Consider the following 15,201-nt stretch of genomic DNA (forward strand, 5'->3'; position numbering starts at 1 on the left):
GCGCCGAGAATCCGCGGAACGGGTGTCCTGTGTCTCCTCTGTGTCCCTCGACCGCAACCAAGGATCGTCATGTCGAATCGAATTCCTGCCAACTGGACCCGCGCGCTGACCGCGCTCGTGATCGCAGCGTCGGGCCTGTGCGCGCAGGCGGCGCTGGCCGCCGACCAGGTCAACGTGCGCTACAGCTGGAAGCTCAAGGGCGAATACATGGCCTTCTACATGGCCAAGGAAAAAGGCTACTTCGCCAAGGAAGGCATCGATGCCAAACTCGGCGAAGGCGCCGGCGCGCAGGCCGCGCTGGGTTCGCTGATCCAGGGCAACGAGGACGTGGTCGTGCTGCCGGGCATCTATGCCATCACGGCCATTTCCAAGGGCATGCCGATCAAGATGATCGCGCTCTACCATCCGGTCGCGCCCGTCGGCTTCCTCTCCAATCCCGAGAACCCCGTGCGCACGCCGAAGGACCTGGAAGGCAAATCGGTCTCCACCGCCGCGGGCGACACGACCGTCGAGTACCTGCCCGTGCTGTGCAGCAAGGCCAAGATCGACTGCTCGAAGATCAAGCGCGTGCGCGGCGACATGGGCATGCGGGTGTCGCAGCTCCAGGCCAAGCAGGTCGACCTGGCTTCGACCTACCTCAACGTCGATCCGCCGATGCTGGAAGCGCAGAACCTGCATTTCGTGATCTTCGACGCCGCGAAGTTCGGGCTCACGGTGCCGGGCCTGGCGCTGGTGTCGACCGACAAGGCGATCCAGACCAAGGGCGATGTGCTGCGCCGCTTCATCCGCGCGCTGAACCAGGGTTTCGACAGTTCGCGCAGCGACCCGACCGGCGCGGCCGAAGCGCTGCTCAAGAGCTGGTCGGGCGGCCCGCCGCTCGGCGTGGTCACGGAGCAGGTCAAGAAGACGCTCGAATTCACGCCGGTCGCGACCAGGGAACCGCTGGGCCACATCGATCCGGCCGTCATCCGCTCGGCGCTCGACGAGATGGCGCTGGTCAATCCGCAGGACGCGTCGGCCAAGCCGCTCGACGACTACTACACCAACGTGCTGCTCGCGCCGGCGAAGAACTGAGGCCGTCGCGCGGACCCTTCCGTGCCTTCATTGGACCCGCCCCGCTTCATCGCCAATGCGCGCCTGCCGCGCTGGCTGCTGCCGGCGCAATGGCCGGTCGCCGGCGGCGAGGTCGCACTCGCGCTGCTCGAATTGGAAGATCAGCGGATCGGCACGATCGCGCCCATGCGCGACGAGCTGCCGCTGCCGCCGCTCGCAGGCTGGAACATCCATGGCGCGCTGGCGCTCCCGTGCTTCGTCGATGCGCACACGCACCTCGACAAGGCTTTCACGGCCGCGCGCCTCGGCGCGGTGCAGCCCGGCCTGCCCGGCGGCATCGCGGCCACCGCGGCGGATCGCGGGCGCTGGACGCCGGCCGACGTGCACGCACGCGCGTCGCGCGCGCTGGACTGGGCCTGGCACGCGGGCACCCGGCAACTGCGCACGCACATCAACTGGTGGCAACCGGACGAAGCGCCCGTCGCGTGGCAGGTCATCGATGCGCTGAAGGACGAATGGGCAGATCGCATCGCGCTGGAAAAGGTCGCGCTGTGTCCGCTGGCCTTCTTCGAAGAAGCCGCGCAGGCGCGCGCCGTCGTGCGGCGCATCGCGGCGGGTGGGTCCGGCGCCGTGGTGGGCGCCTTCGTCCATTCGAGCCGCTGGAATCCGCACGCGCTGCGCAACCTGCTGCTCAGCGCGCAGGCGCTCGGCCTCGACGTCGACCTGCACGTCGACGAGGAACTCGCGCCCGAAGCCCGCGGCGTCGAGACCACGGCGCGCATCCTGCGCGAGATCGGCTTCGCGGGCCGCGTCGTCTGCAGCCACGCCTGCGCGCTCGCCGCGCAGACGCCGGCGCACGCGCTCGCCACGCTGGATGCGGTCGCGCGCGTGCCGATCACGATCGTCTCGCTGCCGATGGCCAACCTGCTGCTGCAGGATGCCGCGCAGGACCGGACGCCGCGCCTGCGCGGCCTCACGCTCGTCAAGGAAGCGGCTGCGCGCGGCATCCCGCTGCTGTTCGCGAGCGACAGCGTGCAGGATGCGTTCTGCCGGCTGGGCAGCCTGGACCCGGTCGAGACCCTGAGCGTCGCGACGATGGCCGCACAGCTGGCCGATCCTTTCGATGCCTGGTCGCAGTCGCTGTGCCGCGCCGACTGGCTTCAGTCCGCGCCGCGGCCTCGGCCCGTGCTGGCGGGCGAGCCTGCCGATCTCGTGCTGTTCGTCGATGCGGATCCGATCGGCTGGCCTTCGCGCGGCGCGGCGCGGGTCGTGCTGCGCCAGGGCGTGCACGCGGTCGGCACGGTGCCGCCTTCATGGCTTCAGGCCGGCGGCGCGTCGTCCATGCGGCGGCACGCATCGACGATCAGCTGCCGCAGCCAGCGCAAGCCTTCGTCCGCTTCCTGATGGCCGTGCCACTGGAGCACGTCGGCCAGCACCGGCAGTTCGAGCGGCGGCGGCAGGATGCGCAGCGGCAGGTGCTTTGCGTAGTGGTTCGCCATGCGCAGCGGCACGGTGGCCAGGTAGGGCGTGCCGACGATCGATTGCGGCACCAGCGTGAAGTTCGGCGCCCGCGCCGCCACGTCCACATGGCGGCCGTGTGCCGAGGCGATCCAGTCGGCGACCAGCGTCGGGCGTGACGAGTAGGCGACGACATGCCGGTGGGCGAAGTAGTCCTCGAAATCCAGCGACTCGCCGATCTTCGTGTTGCCGGACCAGGCGATGCAGACGAAGGGATCCGCGAACAGCGCCTGCGACGGATGACCATCGAGCGCGAAGCGGTCGGAGACGACCAGCAGCTCGATGCGCCGCTCGGCGAAGTCGCGCGTGCTGCCGGTGTATTCGAGCCGCACGTGCGGCGCCTCGGTGGCCAGCCGGGCGACGACTTCGCGCAGCAGCGTGGCCCAGACGTAGTCGGTGCAGGTGATGGTGAAACAGCGCTCGGCGCTCGCCGGATCGAAGCGCGCCTTGGTCGAGAGCAGCTGCTCGGTGCTGCCGAGCAGCTCGCGCAGCGGCGAGCGCAATTCCTGGGCGAGCGGCGTCAGCTCCATGCGCCGGCCAACCTGGACGATCAGTTCGTCCTCGAAGTATTCGCGCAGCCGCGCCAGTGATCCGCTCAGCGTGGACTGGCTGACGCGCAGCCGTTCGGCGGCGCGGGTGACATGCGGGTCCGTCAGCAGCGCGTCCAGCGCCACCAGCAGATTGAGGTCGAGCTTCAGGAAGTGCATGGTCTTCTGTCGGCAAGCGCGCCGGCGATCGCACCCTCGTCATGCATGCACGATCGCGGCGAAGCTGCCGTCAGACCTTGGCGCCGACCTGGTAGAGCTCGATGCGCGTGCCGTCGGGATCGGTGACATAGATGGTCAAGCCATAGGGCCCGTCGTGCAGGTCCTCCTGGAACTCGACGCTCGTCTTCTTCAGTCGCTCGCGCAGCGCGCGCACGTCGTTGACCTCGAAGGCCATGTGATCGATCTGCTTGTGCGATGCCGCGCGTCCGCCGACGATGGCCACGCCCTGATGGAAGGCGGTGAAGGGCCGGCCGTCGGCCAGCGGCTTGGCCGGCCGGATGCTGAAGCCGAGCTGGTCGACATAGAAGGCGGTCGAACGCGGCACGTCTTGCACCATCATCAGCATGTGACCGTAGCCCAGCGCGCGGGGCGCCGATTGCGCCTCGATCCAGCCGAGCATCTCCTTCGAATCGGAGATCTCGCAGAAGTACTGCTTCCAGACTTTCTTGGCCGTCGCTTCCCATTCGCCGTTGACGCCCGAGATGCAATCGTCGAGCGCGACGACGTCGTAGTCGCGCAGATAGGCTTCGCGGATGCTGGTCTCGACACAGGCGTTGGTGGTGGTGCCGGCGATGAACAGCGTGCGGGTGCCGAGCATCTTCAGCATCATCTCCAGGCGCGTCTCGTAGAAGGCACCGAAGCGGTGCTTGCGGATCACGTACGACGGATTGACGGCAGCGAGCGGCTTGAGCTCTTCGACGATCTCCTCGTCCCACGTGCCGGCGAGCGCCGACACCTGCTTGCGCCGCGAGGTGTGGCCCGCGAGCTTCTTGTGCGCGCGGCTGGCATCGACGGCGAAATGCTCCTGCACCGTCCAGATGACGGGAATGCCGGCCGCCTGGCAGCGCGGAATGAGTTCGGCGAGCGTGGGCACGATGGCCGACAGCCGCTTCGTGTCGACGCCGGAGATGCCGAGCGTGCCCTTGTCGTGAACGAATGCGTTCTGCAGGTCGATGACCAGCAGCGCAGAATTGCGGGTGTCGAGGTTGTCGAGCGTCATCATTTTTCCTTCATGTCGATGCCGAGCACGCCGTTGCGTCCCCAGCTGTCCTTGGGCGTGTCGTGGATCACCACGTGCAGGTGGTCGGGCTTGCAGTTCGCATGGTCGACCATGGCCTGCGTGATGGCCTTGACCAGGTTGCGTTTCTGGTCGACCGTGCGGCCTTCCCACATCTCGACGATCACGAATGGCATGTCAGTGCTCCTGAGGTTGATGGCCGGCCCAGCGTGGGACGGCAGGCGAAAAGCCGGTGACGAAATCGTTGCCCGCACGGTCCTCGCCGCGCACCAGCCAGAGCGGCCGGGTCGCGTAGTTGAGGAGCGGCTGTTCCTCCATCGCGGTCCAGTTGGCCGGCGCATGCGGGTCGCGCACGAAGCGGCTGGCGGCGGGCATGTAGCGGATCACGTAGAGCGGCGCGCGCGGATCCAGCGCGGGCCGTGGCGCGCCGCCGAGGGCCGCGAGATCGAAGCAGCTCACCGGCGCCGATGGATGGCCGGGTGCGACGAGCACGACCGCACCCGCGAGCGGCAGCACCGGCCAGTAGCGGCCTTCGCGCTGCGCTTCGACGAAGCGCAGATAGGACGCCGCCTCGAGATACAGCTGCGAGTCCCACAGCACGATGTCGGGACCGATGACCTGCTCGACCCGATCAAGAATTGCCGGGTCTTCGCACAGATCGAGAAAGCGCCATGCATCGGCAATCACCGACGCATGGCCCCAGGGGTTGTGGATACCGGACAAGCGCTCGCGGCGCAGCGGCGGCTGTCGCGCCGCGAGTTCACGCACCGTGGCATGCACGGCATCGATGCGCTCGCCGAGGCTGCGGGCGACCGGCGCCACGCTGCCCATCACCGGCTCGCAGAATCCGGTCTCCATGGTCAGGCCGGCACGCTGAGGCAGCGGCCGCGGCCGTAGGCGCTTTCGTCGACGGCGCCGTTCTCGTAGACGACGGCGCCGCGCGAGGTCGTGAGCACGGGCCAGCCCTTGAGCTTCCAGCCTTCGTAGATGCAGGTGCCCTTGCCGGTGTGCCTGACGGTGCGCTCTTCGTCGAGATCGACCAGCACCATGTCGGCATCGAAGCCGACTTCGATGTTGCCCTTGCGCGGCCAGAGGCCGAAGCGCTGCGCCGGATGGGCCGAATTGAGCTGCACCAGCCGCGACAGCGACAGGCCGCGCTGGTGCACGCCGAAGTGCAGCATCAGCGAGAGTTCCCACGGAAAGGACACCACGCCCGGGAACTCGGTCCACAGATCCTCGCCCTTCTTCGGCAGGAAGGGCACGTGGTCGGTGCCGAGGCTGTAGACCGAGCCGTTCATGATGCCGCGCCAGAGGCCGTCCTGCTCTTCCTGGTCGCGCAGCGGCGGCGAGATCTTGGCGCGCATGTCGAGGTCCTTGTCGTAGCAGGTGCGCGTGAGGTAGTGCTGGCAGGTCTCGACGGTGACGCTCACGCCGCGCGCCTGCGCCTCGGCGGCCAGCACCGGGCCCATGCCGACCGATGTGTGGACCAGGTGCAGCGAACAGCCGGTGCGCTCGGCCAGGAAGATCATGCGGCGGATCGTCTCGACCTCGCAGAAGGCCGGGCGCGATTCGGTGTAGGCGCCGAGATCCTGCCGGCCGGTGGCCTTGATCTCGTTCTTCAGCCAGGACGCGATCTGCGTGTTCTCGCAGTGCACGTTGATGAGCGCGCCGGGCACCTTCGCCAGGATGCGCATCGCCGCGTACACCCAGCCGTCGGTCGCGGGCACGATGCCGATCGGGTTGTCGGGCTCGTAGCCGAAGTAGCACTTGAACGAGCGCACGCCGGTCTTGGCGATGATCTCGGGAATCTCGGCGATGTGCTCTTCGCGCTGGATGCCGAAGTGGAAGCCGAAGTCGATCGGCGCGTTTTCCTCGCCCACCGCCTTGCGTTCCTCGTAGAACGGGATGTACGAAGGCTTGAGGTTGCGGATGTACAGCAGCGCCGTGGTGATGCCGCCCGAGGCCGCGGCCGCCAGTTCGGTGCGCATGTCCTCGGCATAGGGAAACTTGACGCCGAGATGGCAGTGCGGATCGATCACGCCGGGCATCAGCACGCGGCCGCCGGCATCGATCTCGCGATGGGCCTTGGGCAGGGCGCTGTCGGCGCCCGTCATGATGATCTTCCCGTCCTTCACGGCGACGCCGCCGTGAAACTCCCCGTCATGGCGCACCACGCGTGCGTTGCGAATCACCAGGTCGGCGTTGTTCATTGGATCTCCTTGAGGATGTTGTCGATGCGGCGCTGTACGCCGCTCCATTGGCTGCGGCCGACGGTGACGGGCGCTCTCGAGCCGAGGCCGCGCGCCCAGACGAACTTGAGGCCGAGTTCCTGCGCCGCATCGCGATCGATGCCGCCGGGCGGCGCGGCGAGGTCGACCAGGAGCGCATGCTTGGGCAATTTCTCGAGCATCTCGCGCCCCAGCACGCGCGCCGGCACGCTGGCGATCACGATGTCGGTGCCGGGCAGCACCTCGGCGAGCTCGGACAGTTCGTGCGATTCCGCACCGGCCGCATAGGCCCCGGCGCGCTGCACCGCATTGCGCGCCGCGACGTGCACGCGCGCGCCGAGCGCGAGCAGCATGCGCGTGACCAGCGTGCCGATGGTGCCCTGCCCGATCTGGCAGACCTTGGCCTTGTGGATCGTGATGTCGGTGTTCTCGATCAGCACCTTGAGCATGCCTTCGACGATGGCCGGGCCGCGCAGCAGCATCAGGTCTTCGTCCCATTCGTACTCGTGCAGCGTGATGCCGATGGTTTCGCAATGCGCCTTCAGCTTGGGATCGGCCCAGCCGAGGATGATGTGGCCCGGCCGGCGCATGGCGCCGAGCATGGCGGCGTCGGGGATGATGCGCTCGGCGCATTGCGGCGCAAACAGCGCGCCGTCGGGCGCAATGCCGGGAATCGGGAACAGCGCGATGTCGGCGCCCGCCAGTGCTTCGGCTGCATTCGCGGTGTGGCGCACGCCTTCGATGCCCTGCTCGGGCCAGGGGAAGCCATAGGCGCGCACCTCGGCGCCGGCGGCGACGGCGCAGCGCGCGATTTCCTGCTCGCGACGGTCACCGCCGACGATCGCGATGACGACCTGATCCCAGTTCATGGCTGCTGCCTCACACGTTGTAGAAGTTCGGATTTGGAGAGGCCGGCGATGCCCATGGCCTCGGCGGTGCGCCCGCCCTTCGCGTAGTCGATGCCGACCAGCGCCTGCGCCAGCGTGAACAGCGAACGCGCCACCGGCACCGCGACGCCGGCGATGGCCGCCAGTTCGAGAAAGGGCAACAAGCCGTGGCCGAAGTCCTCGCGGTAGTAGCGGTGCTGGAGCGAGTCCGGTCCCTTGATGCGCTTGTTCGCTTCGCCGCCCGCGATCGCGGCCCTGAAGTCCTGCGTGTCGGTGACCGAGGATTCGACCGTGCCGATCAGCTTCATCTCCTCGATGAGGTTGGGCAGCTGGTGACCGAAGGCCGCGGCGACGGCGAGCCGCTCGTCGTCGAGCGCGTGCATGGTGCGCGACACGCCGGGCGTCATGGCCTGCACGTAGAAGGTGAAATCGCCTTGCGTCGCTTCGACCCAGGCCGCACCGAGCACGGCGCCCGGCGGATGCAGCACGAGGTTGGCATTGGCCAGCGCGGAGGCCAGTACGTCGCCGACCGGCGAAGCGCCGGGGAAGAGTTGGCAGGCCATCGTCAACGCCGCATCGCCACCGGGCAGCGCGGCCGCGCGCACCTGGCGCGCGCGACCGGTGACGGTCACGCCATCGGCCTGGTACTTGCGTGCGACGTAGGTCAGCGTGGAGAACTCCGCGATCGGCGGCAGGTCGGCGCGCACGCTGCGCCAGGCCTCGGCGAATTCGAGCGCGCCGCCGGTATGGCCCGGATTCAGCACCACCGGCCGGTTCGCCGGCCAGCCGGCCGAGGCCAGCGCGCGCGCGACCGGCGCATGGGAGAAGGTCGGCAGCGTGACGACGGCCGCATCGGCGCCCTGGATCGCCGACGCGAGGTCGGCGGTGATCAGGCGCGGCCGCGCCATGCCTTCGCCCAGCACACCCTCGTAGCGCACGCCGCCCAGCGCCTGGAAGGGCGCGAGCGTCTCGGGAGAACGGTTCCACAGAACCACTTCGTGACCGGCCAGCGTGAGCTCGGCCACTGCCGCGGCGCCGCCTGCGCCCGCGCCCAGAATGGATATCTTCATGTGGACCTCAATGTGCGACGAGCACGCCCTTGGCTTCGAAGATCTCGCGCACCTGGCGAACGTAGTGCTGGAAGCGCGGGTCTTCATGGACGCCGCTCCAGCGGCGCGGGCGTGGGATGTCGATGGTCAGATCGAGATCGACGCGGCCGGGCCGCGGCGACATGACGATCACGCGGTCGGCGAGGAACACCGCCTCGTCGATGCCGTGGGTGATGAAGAGCACGGTGTTGCGCAGCCGCATCCACATCGTCTGCAGGTCCATGATCATCTGCTCGCGCGTGAGCGCGTCGAGCGCGCCGAAGGGCTCGTCCATCAGCAGCAGGCCGGGCTCCTGGATCAGCGCGCGGCAGATCGCGACGCGCTGGCGCATGCCGCCGGAGAGCTCGGAGGGGTACTTGTTGTCGAAGCCGCTGAGGCCGACCTGCGCGAGCAGATCGCGCGCGCGATCGGCATAGGCCACGCGGTCCATGCCCTTGATCTCGATCGGCAACAGGATGTTGTCGAGGATGCTTCTCCAGTAGAGCAGCAGGTCGGACTGGAAGACGACGCCGGCCTTCGGATGCGGCTTGACGACTTCGTCGCCGTCGATGCCCAGGCGGCCCGAGCTGACCGGCGTCAGGCCGGCGAGCAGGGACAGCAGTGTGCTTTTGCCGCAGCCGCTCGGGCCGACGATGGCGACGAAACTCCCGGGCGCGATGTCGAGATCGACGCGGTCGAGCGCCAGCACGTCGTCGCCGGCGCGCACCTCGTAGGACTTGGAGACGCCCTGGATGGTGACGGCGGCGGCATGTCCGGCCACAACGCTACTCATGGGTGGGCCTCCTGGCATCGGCCGCGGGATGCATGTGCTTGATCATTTGGCGCTTTCACGTTGATACGAAACCTTGCTCTCGACGAGCGAAAGAACGAAATAGAGCAGCACGCCGATCAGCGAGATGGTGACGACGGTCGCGAAATTGAGGGTGGTGTCGAACTGCGAGTTGGCCTGCAGCTGCAGGTAGCCGAGTCCGCGTTCGGCAGCGATGTATTCGCCGATGATGGCGCCGATCACGGCCAGCGAGATCGCGACCTTCAGGCCGCCGAAGATGCTCGGCAATGCGGCCGGCAGGCGGACCTTGAAGAAGGTCTGCAATTCGCTGGCGCCCATCGACCGCACCATGTTGACCAGCGCCTTGTCGAGCGACTGCAGGCCGACCACCGTCGAGATCACGATCGGGAAGAAGGAGATCAGGAACGCCAGGCTGATCTTCGGCGCCCAGCCGTAGCCGAGGTAGAGCACCAGGAGCGGCGCCAGCGCGATCTTCGGCACGGTCTGCAGCGCGACCAGGAGCGGGTAGACCGCACGCTCGAAGACCTTCGAATAGAAGATCGCGAGCGCCAGCGGAATCCCGATGATCACGCCGGCGAAGAAGCCGGCGAGCACTTCGAGCAGCGTGATGTAGGAGTGGGCCGCCAGCAGGTTGAAGTCCGTCACCATGCGCTTGGCGATGGCCAGCGGTGTCGGCAGCACGAATTCCGACAGGCCGGACAGCGGAACCGCGATCTGCCAGATGACGAGGATCGCCACCGCCAGCAGCAAGGACGCATAGCGCTCGAGCAGATTGACGCGAGGCGGCTTCTTCTTGGTGCTTCCGACGTTGGGCATGGCGACGATCCCGGGATGTTTCAATTCGGTCATGAATGGCCTCGCACTAGGGAGTCAGCAGGACATTGGTGAAGAAGACATCGGCCGGCTTCGGCGTGCCGATGGCTTCGTCTGTCTTAAGCAGGTTCAGTGCCTGGACGATGGTGTTGGCATCCGTCCATCCGACCGGCTTGCCCGCCTCGGTCTCGATCGCATCCATCGTGGCGCGCACCTGCGCCTCGATCACGTCCGCCGAAGGACCGCCCTGCCAGGCCTTGGCGAGCGCGGCCGTCGCGGCCTTGGGATCCTTGCGCGTGGCTGCGATCCCTTCGTTCACCGCGGCCAGGTAGCGCTTGAGCACATCGGGCTTCTTCGCGATGATCGCGTTGCTCGACACGGCGGCCAGGCCGGGGATCGCGAGGCCGTTCTGCGCCAGGTCGAGCATCGGGAACCTGGTGTCCATGCGCGCCTCGATGATCGGCAGGTCATTGTTGCGATAGACGCTCACCACGTCCACCTGCTTCTGCAGGAATTGCGGCACGCGCGACTGCGCATCCATCTGCACCTTCTTCACCTTGCTGCAGTCGATGTGGTTGACCGCGCAGAAGGCCGACAGGTAGGACGTGCCGGTTTCGCCGACGGCATGCGCCACGGTCTTGCCTTCCAGGTCCTTGGGCTTGAGCACCGGCTTGTCGGGCTGCGAGATCAGCACGATCGGCGTCTTCGGCTGATAGAGCGCGACGATCTTGATCGGCATGCCCTTCTGGATCGCGGAAACGGCGAAGATGGCCGGCATCACGACCACGTCCTCCTGACCCTGCAGCAGGGCGCCCAGCGCCGCCGGTGCGCCGGCGCCCTCGCCCATGCGCACGGCGAGGTTCTTCGCCGCATAGAAGCCCTTGTCCTGTGCCAGGTAGAGATGCGCGTATTCCCCCTTCAGTTTCCAGCTGAAGCGGACGTTGACCTCGTCCGCCGCCCAGGCATGAGCACCCAGGCTCAGCACGGCAACCAGTGCGGCAGTTCGCCAGCGCGCGCACATCGAGAAACTTGCACGAGGAAATCGCATGGATAGACCTATCAATGATTGAGCAAATGAACTGAAACCAACTCTTGACCGTCATTGCCGCGCAGGCTTAGGGTTGATCGTTTTTCCGCTGCACGAGACAACATCGATCTCCCTATTGATCACAGAGTGTGATCACACGTATAATCACGGTCAACCGGGTTAACCCGCATCGAGCCCACACGAGACACAGCAGAGGAGCGCCATGGAACAGACTGCCGAACGCCACCGACAAGAGGCTGTCGAAGAGCCGACCAAGCGCGGCCGCGGCCGTGTGCAGGAAGAAGTCTTCCAGCGCCTGCGACGCGGACTCATGGTGGGCGCCTTCGTGCCCGGCCAGGTGATGAGCCTGCGCAAGCTCGCCAGCAGCTTCGGCACCAGCCCGATGCCGATTCGCGAAGCCTTGACGCGGCTGGTGGTCACCAACGCGCTCGAGGACACGGCGAACGGTTCGGTCCGGGTTCCGCGCCTCACGCCCAAGAAGCTGAACGAACTCTTCGCGGTGCGCGAACTCGTCGAAGGCCTTGCGGCCGAGATGGCCTGCCGCAATGGCACACCGGCCTTGCTGAAGACGCTCACCACCATCAACAACGAGTTGCTCGACGCCATCGCGAAGCGCAACCTGCTGGGCTGTCTCTCGTCGAACCAGCGCTTTCATTTCACGCTCTACCAGGCCGCCGACACGGAAGTGCTGATGCCGCTCGTGGAATCGCTCTGGCTGCAGTTCGGCCCCACGATGTACCTCTCGCTGCTGTCGCCCGACATGCCCTGGGATGCCTCCGCGCATCTCGAGATTCTCGAGGGCATGCACACGAAGAAGCCCGCGGTCGCCAAGCGCGGCGTGTTGCGCGACATTCGCAACACGGGTCGTTCGCTGGTGCCCGCGCTGGGCGAGCCGGAAGCCGCCAACCTGCTTTCAGCGCCGCTCGACGATCTCTATTTCGGCAGCTGACCGATCCACCCACGAAGGAAGACAAGACCATGACCCCACACAAGGCCGAAGCACGCCTCGAACAACTCGGCATCACGCTGCCCAAGGCCGTCGCGCCGGCGGCAAATTACGTTCCGGCGCGCAGAAGCGGCTCGATGATCTACATCGCAGGCCAGGTGCCGACCGCGGACGGCAAGGACCAGTACGTCGGCAAGGTCGGCCGCGACGTGTCGATCGAAGACGCACAGAAGGCAGCCCGGCTTTGCGCGATCAACATCCTCGCCCAATTGCGCACCGCGCTGGGCGGCAGCCTGGACAGCGTGGTCGGTTGCGTGCGCCTGGGCGGCTTCGTGAATGCCGCGCCCGAGTTCGGCGACCATCCCAAGGTCATCAACGGCGCCTCGGACCTCATGGTCGAGGTCTTCGGCGATGCCGGCCGGCATGCGCGCGCGGCCGTCGGCTGCAGTTCGCTGCCGCGCAACGTCGCCGTGGAGGTGGACGCCATCTTCGAGGTCGCCTGAGCCATGGCCCACGCCGAGCCCGCCGCAGGGCATCGCGCCGACAGCCGCACGCCGATCCACGTGCTGACCGGCTTCCTGGGCAGCGGCAAGACGACGCTGCTGCGCCACCTGCTGGCCGACCGGGCGCTCGCGGACACCGCGGTGGTCATCAACGAGTTCGGCGAAGTGGGGCTCGATCACCTGCTGGTGCGCGAGGTGGCCGAGGACGTGGTGCTGCTGAGCTCCGGCTGCCTGTGCTGCTCGGTGCGCGATGACCTGGTGTCGACGCTGGCCGAGCTGCATGGGCTCATGCGCACGGGCGAGATCCCGGCCTTTGCCCGCGTCGTCGTCGAGACCACCGGACTCGCCGACCCGGCACCGATCATGCAGGCGATCCTGAGCGAACAGAGCCTGACACCCTTCTTCCGCCTCGGCCAGGTGATCACGACCGTGGATGCGGTGAACGGCGAGCACACCTTGACCGCCCATCGCGAAGCGCGGCAACAGCTCGCCACCGCCGACCGCGTCATCGTGACCAAGACCGATCTCGTCGAGGACGCCGACTGCACGGTGCTGGTCGAGAAGCTGGCGCAGATGAATCCGTCGGCGACGATGCTGATGTCCCGCAAGGCGCAGTTGCCCGCATCGCAGATCCTCGAAGAAGCCGACGCGCAATGGCGTCTTCCGCGTGCATCGAGCGAAGCCTCGCACGCACATGGCCATCACGCGCACGGCCACGACCAGGCCATCAAGACCTTCACCGTGCAGTTGGAGCAAGCACTCGACTGGGCCGCCTTCGTCGACTGGCTCGAACTGCTGCTCGCCAGCCGCGGCGATTCGATCCTGCGCGTGAAGGGTCTGCTGGCGGTACAGGACGACGATCGCCCCGTCGTCGTGCAGGGCGTGCAGCACGTGCTCTACCCCATCGAGCGCCTGCCGCGCTGGCCCGACGAATCGGCGCGGCCCGGCTGGATCGTGTTCATCGCGCGCGACCTGACGCAGCGCGCGATCGAGAACTCCTTGCGCTCGGTCTACGAACCCAGCATCGCCTGAAACTTGCGCCGGATCGGTACCGGCGCATCCGCATCAGTTGCCGCTGTCGTAGAGCGTCGTGGTCGTCTCGACGCCCTCTTCGTGCAGGCCCGCGCGCACCACCGCGGCGGCCGCGAGCTCCCTGGCCTTGCGGCGCAGCGCGGGCTCGTCGATGCCGTGCACCTTGCCTTCGCTGTAGAGCGTCTTGCCGTCGACCCAGGTCTGCGAGATGGAGGCCGTGGAGGCGGAAAAGACCAGCGCCTGCAGCGGATCGTGAAACGGCGTCCATTCGATATGGTCGAGATCGAAGAGGATGAAGTCCGCCTTCTTGCCGACCTCGAGCGAGCCGATGTCGTGGTCCCACATCGCGGCCTTGGCCCCATCGATGGTCGCCGCGCGCAGCGCCTGCCGCGCCGTGAAGATGTCGGGCTTCATGCGCGCGTCCTTGAACATGCCGGCCACGATCAGCATCTGCCGCATCAGGTTCATGTTGCCGGCCGCAGAAACACCGTCGGTGCCGAGGCCGACCGTGACGCCGGCCGCGACCATCTCCGGATACTTGCCGATCTTCGTCGCGCCCTTGCCGAGTTTGAACGAGGAGCACGGGCAGAACGCGACCTTCGCGCCGCGCTCGGCCAGGAGCTTCACCTCGTCGTCGCTGACCGCGGCACCGTGCGCGATCACGAGGTTGGAGCCGATGCCGCCCGCGCGGTCGATGCGCGTGATGGGCCAGCAGCCGTACTTCTCTTCGCACACGCGCGCTTCCTCGATCGAGGTCGCCAGGTGGTAGGTCGTGCCGACGCCGAGCCGCTCGGCGAGCTTCTGTGCGCCCACGTGCAGCTCGAGCGTGCACGGCTCCTTGCCTTCGATGTTGACCCAGCAGCGCACGCGGCCGTCGAGCGCGCCATCGTATTTGCGCACACAGGCTTCGAGCTCGGCCAGCGCGGCTTCCGCGTTCGGAAAGAAATGATGCCGCGCCATCTCCTCGGTCCAGCCGCGCGGCAGTTCCGGCGGCGGATTGTCGGCGGCATGCCGGCCGGTGACGCCGCGGATGCCGGTCTGCTCCATCGCCCGCACGGTGATGCCGGGGTCGTACTGCGAGCCCATGTCGATGAAGCAGGTCGTGCCGTTGCGCAGCATCTCGGTGATGCCGAGCAGCGCGCCCCAGTACTCGTCTTCCTCGGTGATGTGCGCATAGAAGGGCTTGGCCCAGTGGAACACCCACGCGCGCGTATTGAGGTTGTCGGGAAACACGGCGCGCGACAGGGTTTCGGACAGATGGACGTGGCTGTCCACGAAGCCCGGGCAGATGCCGAGCATGCGGCCGTCCATCACGCGGTCGAAGGACTCGCCGCGGTGCCTGGCCGCGACCTCCGCGGCCGCACCGATGTCGACGATGCGGTCGTTCTCGATCAGGATGCTGGCGTCGCGCACGACGGTGTCGTTGGCGTCGACGAGAAAGGCGAACTCGAGATGCTCGATGAGCGTACGCATGAGGGGATCACTCCAC

The 15,201-nt window shown here is 67.3% G+C and carries 16 protein-coding genes; 5 read left to right on the forward strand and 11 right to left on the reverse strand.

Features of this window, described 5'->3' with window-relative positions:
- The first annotated feature begins 69 nt into the window (after positions 1–69).
- Both E5P2_RS21330 and E5P2_RS21335 read left to right on the forward strand, forming a co-directional pair.
- Entirely contained in the window at positions 70–1,074 is a 1,005-nt protein-coding gene (locus E5P2_RS21330; protein WP_162569156.1) for an ABC transporter substrate-binding protein, read from the forward strand.
- 21 nt (positions 1,075–1,095) lie between these two features.
- A complete protein-coding gene (locus E5P2_RS21335; RefSeq protein ID WP_232080788.1) occupies positions 1,096–2,457 on the forward strand; it encodes an amidohydrolase family protein in 1,362 nt (453 codons plus the stop codon).
- Here E5P2_RS21335 and E5P2_RS21340 read toward each other — a convergent pair.
- The 10 genes from E5P2_RS21340 to E5P2_RS21385 form a co-directional block, all read right to left on the reverse strand.
- Positions 2,373–3,278: a LysR substrate-binding domain-containing protein gene (locus E5P2_RS21340; RefSeq protein WP_162569157.1), complete on the reverse strand. Its 906-nt coding sequence runs from the start codon at positions 3,276–3,278 to the stop codon at positions 2,373–2,375. The genes E5P2_RS21335 and E5P2_RS21340 overlap by 85 nt on opposite strands.
- A gap of 70 nt (positions 3,279–3,348) precedes the next feature.
- Positions 3,349–4,338, reverse strand: coding sequence for an isochorismatase family protein (locus tag E5P2_RS21345; protein WP_162569158.1), 990 nt, complete (start codon positions 4,336–4,338; stop codon positions 3,349–3,351).
- The gene (locus E5P2_RS21350; protein WP_162569159.1) at positions 4,338–4,532 is read right to left on the reverse strand and encodes a tautomerase family protein; all 195 of its coding nucleotides are present in this window, start codon (positions 4,530–4,532) and stop codon (positions 4,338–4,340) included. Before E5P2_RS21350 ends, E5P2_RS21345 begins: the two co-directional genes overlap by 1 nt.
- A gap of 1 nt (position 4,533) precedes the next feature.
- The gene (locus tag E5P2_RS21355; protein ID WP_162569160.1) at positions 4,534–5,214 is read right to left on the reverse strand and encodes a resolvase; all 681 of its coding nucleotides are present in this window, start codon (positions 5,212–5,214) and stop codon (positions 4,534–4,536) included.
- 2 nt (positions 5,215–5,216) lie between these two features.
- Positions 5,217–6,566 carry a dihydroorotase gene (locus E5P2_RS21360; RefSeq protein WP_162569161.1) on the reverse strand — a complete coding sequence of 450 codons (1,350 nt, stop codon included), beginning with the start codon at positions 6,564–6,566 and terminating at the stop codon, positions 5,217–5,219.
- Positions 6,563–7,453 (reverse strand): dipicolinate synthase subunit DpsA, encoded by an 891-nt coding sequence (locus E5P2_RS21365; RefSeq protein WP_162569162.1) that lies wholly within the window; start codon positions 7,451–7,453, stop codon positions 6,563–6,565. Before E5P2_RS21365 ends, E5P2_RS21360 begins: the two co-directional genes overlap by 4 nt.
- Positions 7,450–8,541 carry an NAD/NADP octopine/nopaline dehydrogenase family protein gene (locus tag E5P2_RS21370; RefSeq protein WP_162569163.1) on the reverse strand — a complete coding sequence of 364 codons (1,092 nt, stop codon included), beginning with the start codon at positions 8,539–8,541 and terminating at the stop codon, positions 7,450–7,452. The genes E5P2_RS21365 and E5P2_RS21370 overlap by 4 nt, the downstream gene beginning before the upstream one ends.
- Before the next feature lie 7 nt (positions 8,542–8,548).
- Entirely contained in the window at positions 8,549–9,352 is an 804-nt protein-coding gene (locus tag E5P2_RS21375) for an ABC transporter ATP-binding protein (protein WP_162569164.1), read from the reverse strand.
- Between the two features lie 42 nt (positions 9,353–9,394).
- Entirely contained in the window at positions 9,395–10,219 is an 825-nt protein-coding gene (locus E5P2_RS21380; protein WP_162569165.1) for an ABC transporter permease, read from the reverse strand.
- Positions 10,220–10,232: 13 nt separating this feature from the next.
- Positions 10,233–11,231, reverse strand: a complete 999-nt coding sequence (locus E5P2_RS21385) for an ABC transporter substrate-binding protein (RefSeq protein WP_232080789.1) — start codon at positions 11,229–11,231, stop codon at positions 10,233–10,235.
- Between the two features lie 202 nt (positions 11,232–11,433).
- Here E5P2_RS21385 and E5P2_RS21390 point away from each other — a divergent pair, with 202 nt between their 5' ends.
- Genes E5P2_RS21390 through E5P2_RS21400 form a run of 3 tightly spaced genes read left to right on the forward strand, consistent with a single transcriptional unit; the run spans position 11,434 to position 13,712 of the window.
- Complete coding sequence (locus E5P2_RS21390; RefSeq protein ID WP_162569166.1) at positions 11,434–12,180, forward strand: GntR family transcriptional regulator; 747 nt, start codon at positions 11,434–11,436, stop codon at positions 12,178–12,180.
- Positions 12,181–12,209: 29 nt separating this feature from the next.
- Positions 12,210–12,680, forward strand: coding sequence for a RidA family protein (locus tag E5P2_RS21395; RefSeq protein WP_162569167.1), 471 nt, complete (start codon positions 12,210–12,212; stop codon positions 12,678–12,680).
- A gap of 3 nt (positions 12,681–12,683) precedes the next feature.
- On the forward strand, positions 12,684–13,712 hold the full coding sequence (locus E5P2_RS21400; RefSeq protein ID WP_162569168.1) for a CobW family GTP-binding protein: 1,029 nt from the start codon (positions 12,684–12,686) through the stop codon (positions 13,710–13,712).
- Between the two features lie 33 nt (positions 13,713–13,745).
- Here the strand turns inward: E5P2_RS21400 and E5P2_RS21405 are convergent, their stop codons facing one another.
- Entirely contained in the window at positions 13,746–15,185 is a 1,440-nt protein-coding gene (locus E5P2_RS21405) for an amidohydrolase family protein (protein ID WP_162569169.1), read from the reverse strand.
- Positions 15,186–15,201 lie beyond the last annotated feature (16 nt).

This window comes from Variovorax sp. SRS16 (assembly GCF_901827165.1).
Lineage (GTDB): Bacteria > Pseudomonadota > Gammaproteobacteria > Burkholderiales > Burkholderiaceae_C > Variovorax.

What these genes read in the sequence shown, in the direction of transcription:
- E5P2_RS21330 (WP_162569156.1), top strand. Translation starts at nt 70, where the DNA reads ATGTCGAATCGAATTCCTGCCAACTGGACCCGCGCGCTGACCGCGCTC.
- E5P2_RS21340 (WP_162569157.1), bottom strand. Translation starts at nt 3,278, where the DNA reads ATGCACTTCCTGAAGCTCGACCTCAATCTGCTGGTGGCGCTGGACGCG.
- E5P2_RS21345 (WP_162569158.1), bottom strand. Translation starts at nt 4,338, where the DNA reads ATGACGCTCGACAACCTCGACACCCGCAATTCTGCGCTGCTGGTCATC.
- E5P2_RS21350 (WP_162569159.1), bottom strand. Translation starts at nt 4,532, where the DNA reads ATGCCATTCGTGATCGTCGAGATGTGGGAAGGCCGCACGGTCGACCAG.
- E5P2_RS21355 (WP_162569160.1), bottom strand. Translation starts at nt 5,214, where the DNA reads ATGGAGACCGGATTCTGCGAGCCGGTGATGGGCAGCGTGGCGCCGGTC.
- E5P2_RS21360 (WP_162569161.1), bottom strand. Translation starts at nt 6,566, where the DNA reads ATGAACAACGCCGACCTGGTGATTCGCAACGCACGCGTGGTGCGCCAT.
- E5P2_RS21365 (WP_162569162.1), bottom strand. Translation starts at nt 7,453, where the DNA reads ATGAACTGGGATCAGGTCGTCATCGCGATCGTCGGCGGTGACCGTCGC.
- E5P2_RS21370 (WP_162569163.1), bottom strand. Translation starts at nt 8,541, where the DNA reads ATGAAGATATCCATTCTGGGCGCGGGCGCAGGCGGCGCCGCGGCAGTG.
- E5P2_RS21375 (WP_162569164.1), bottom strand. Translation starts at nt 9,352, where the DNA reads ATGAGTAGCGTTGTGGCCGGACATGCCGCCGCCGTCACCATCCAGGGC.
- E5P2_RS21380 (WP_162569165.1), bottom strand. Translation starts at nt 10,219, where the DNA reads ATGACCGAATTGAAACATCCCGGGATCGTCGCCATGCCCAACGTCGGA.
- E5P2_RS21385 (WP_232080789.1), bottom strand. Translation starts at nt 11,231, where the DNA reads ATGCGATTTCCTCGTGCAAGTTTCTCGATGTGCGCGCGCTGGCGAACT.
- E5P2_RS21390 (WP_162569166.1), top strand. Translation starts at nt 11,434, where the DNA reads ATGGAACAGACTGCCGAACGCCACCGACAAGAGGCTGTCGAAGAGCCG.
- E5P2_RS21395 (WP_162569167.1), top strand. Translation starts at nt 12,210, where the DNA reads ATGACCCCACACAAGGCCGAAGCACGCCTCGAACAACTCGGCATCACG.
- E5P2_RS21400 (WP_162569168.1), top strand. Translation starts at nt 12,684, where the DNA reads ATGGCCCACGCCGAGCCCGCCGCAGGGCATCGCGCCGACAGCCGCACG.
- E5P2_RS21405 (WP_162569169.1), bottom strand. Translation starts at nt 15,185, where the DNA reads ATGCGTACGCTCATCGAGCATCTCGAGTTCGCCTTTCTCGTCGACGCC.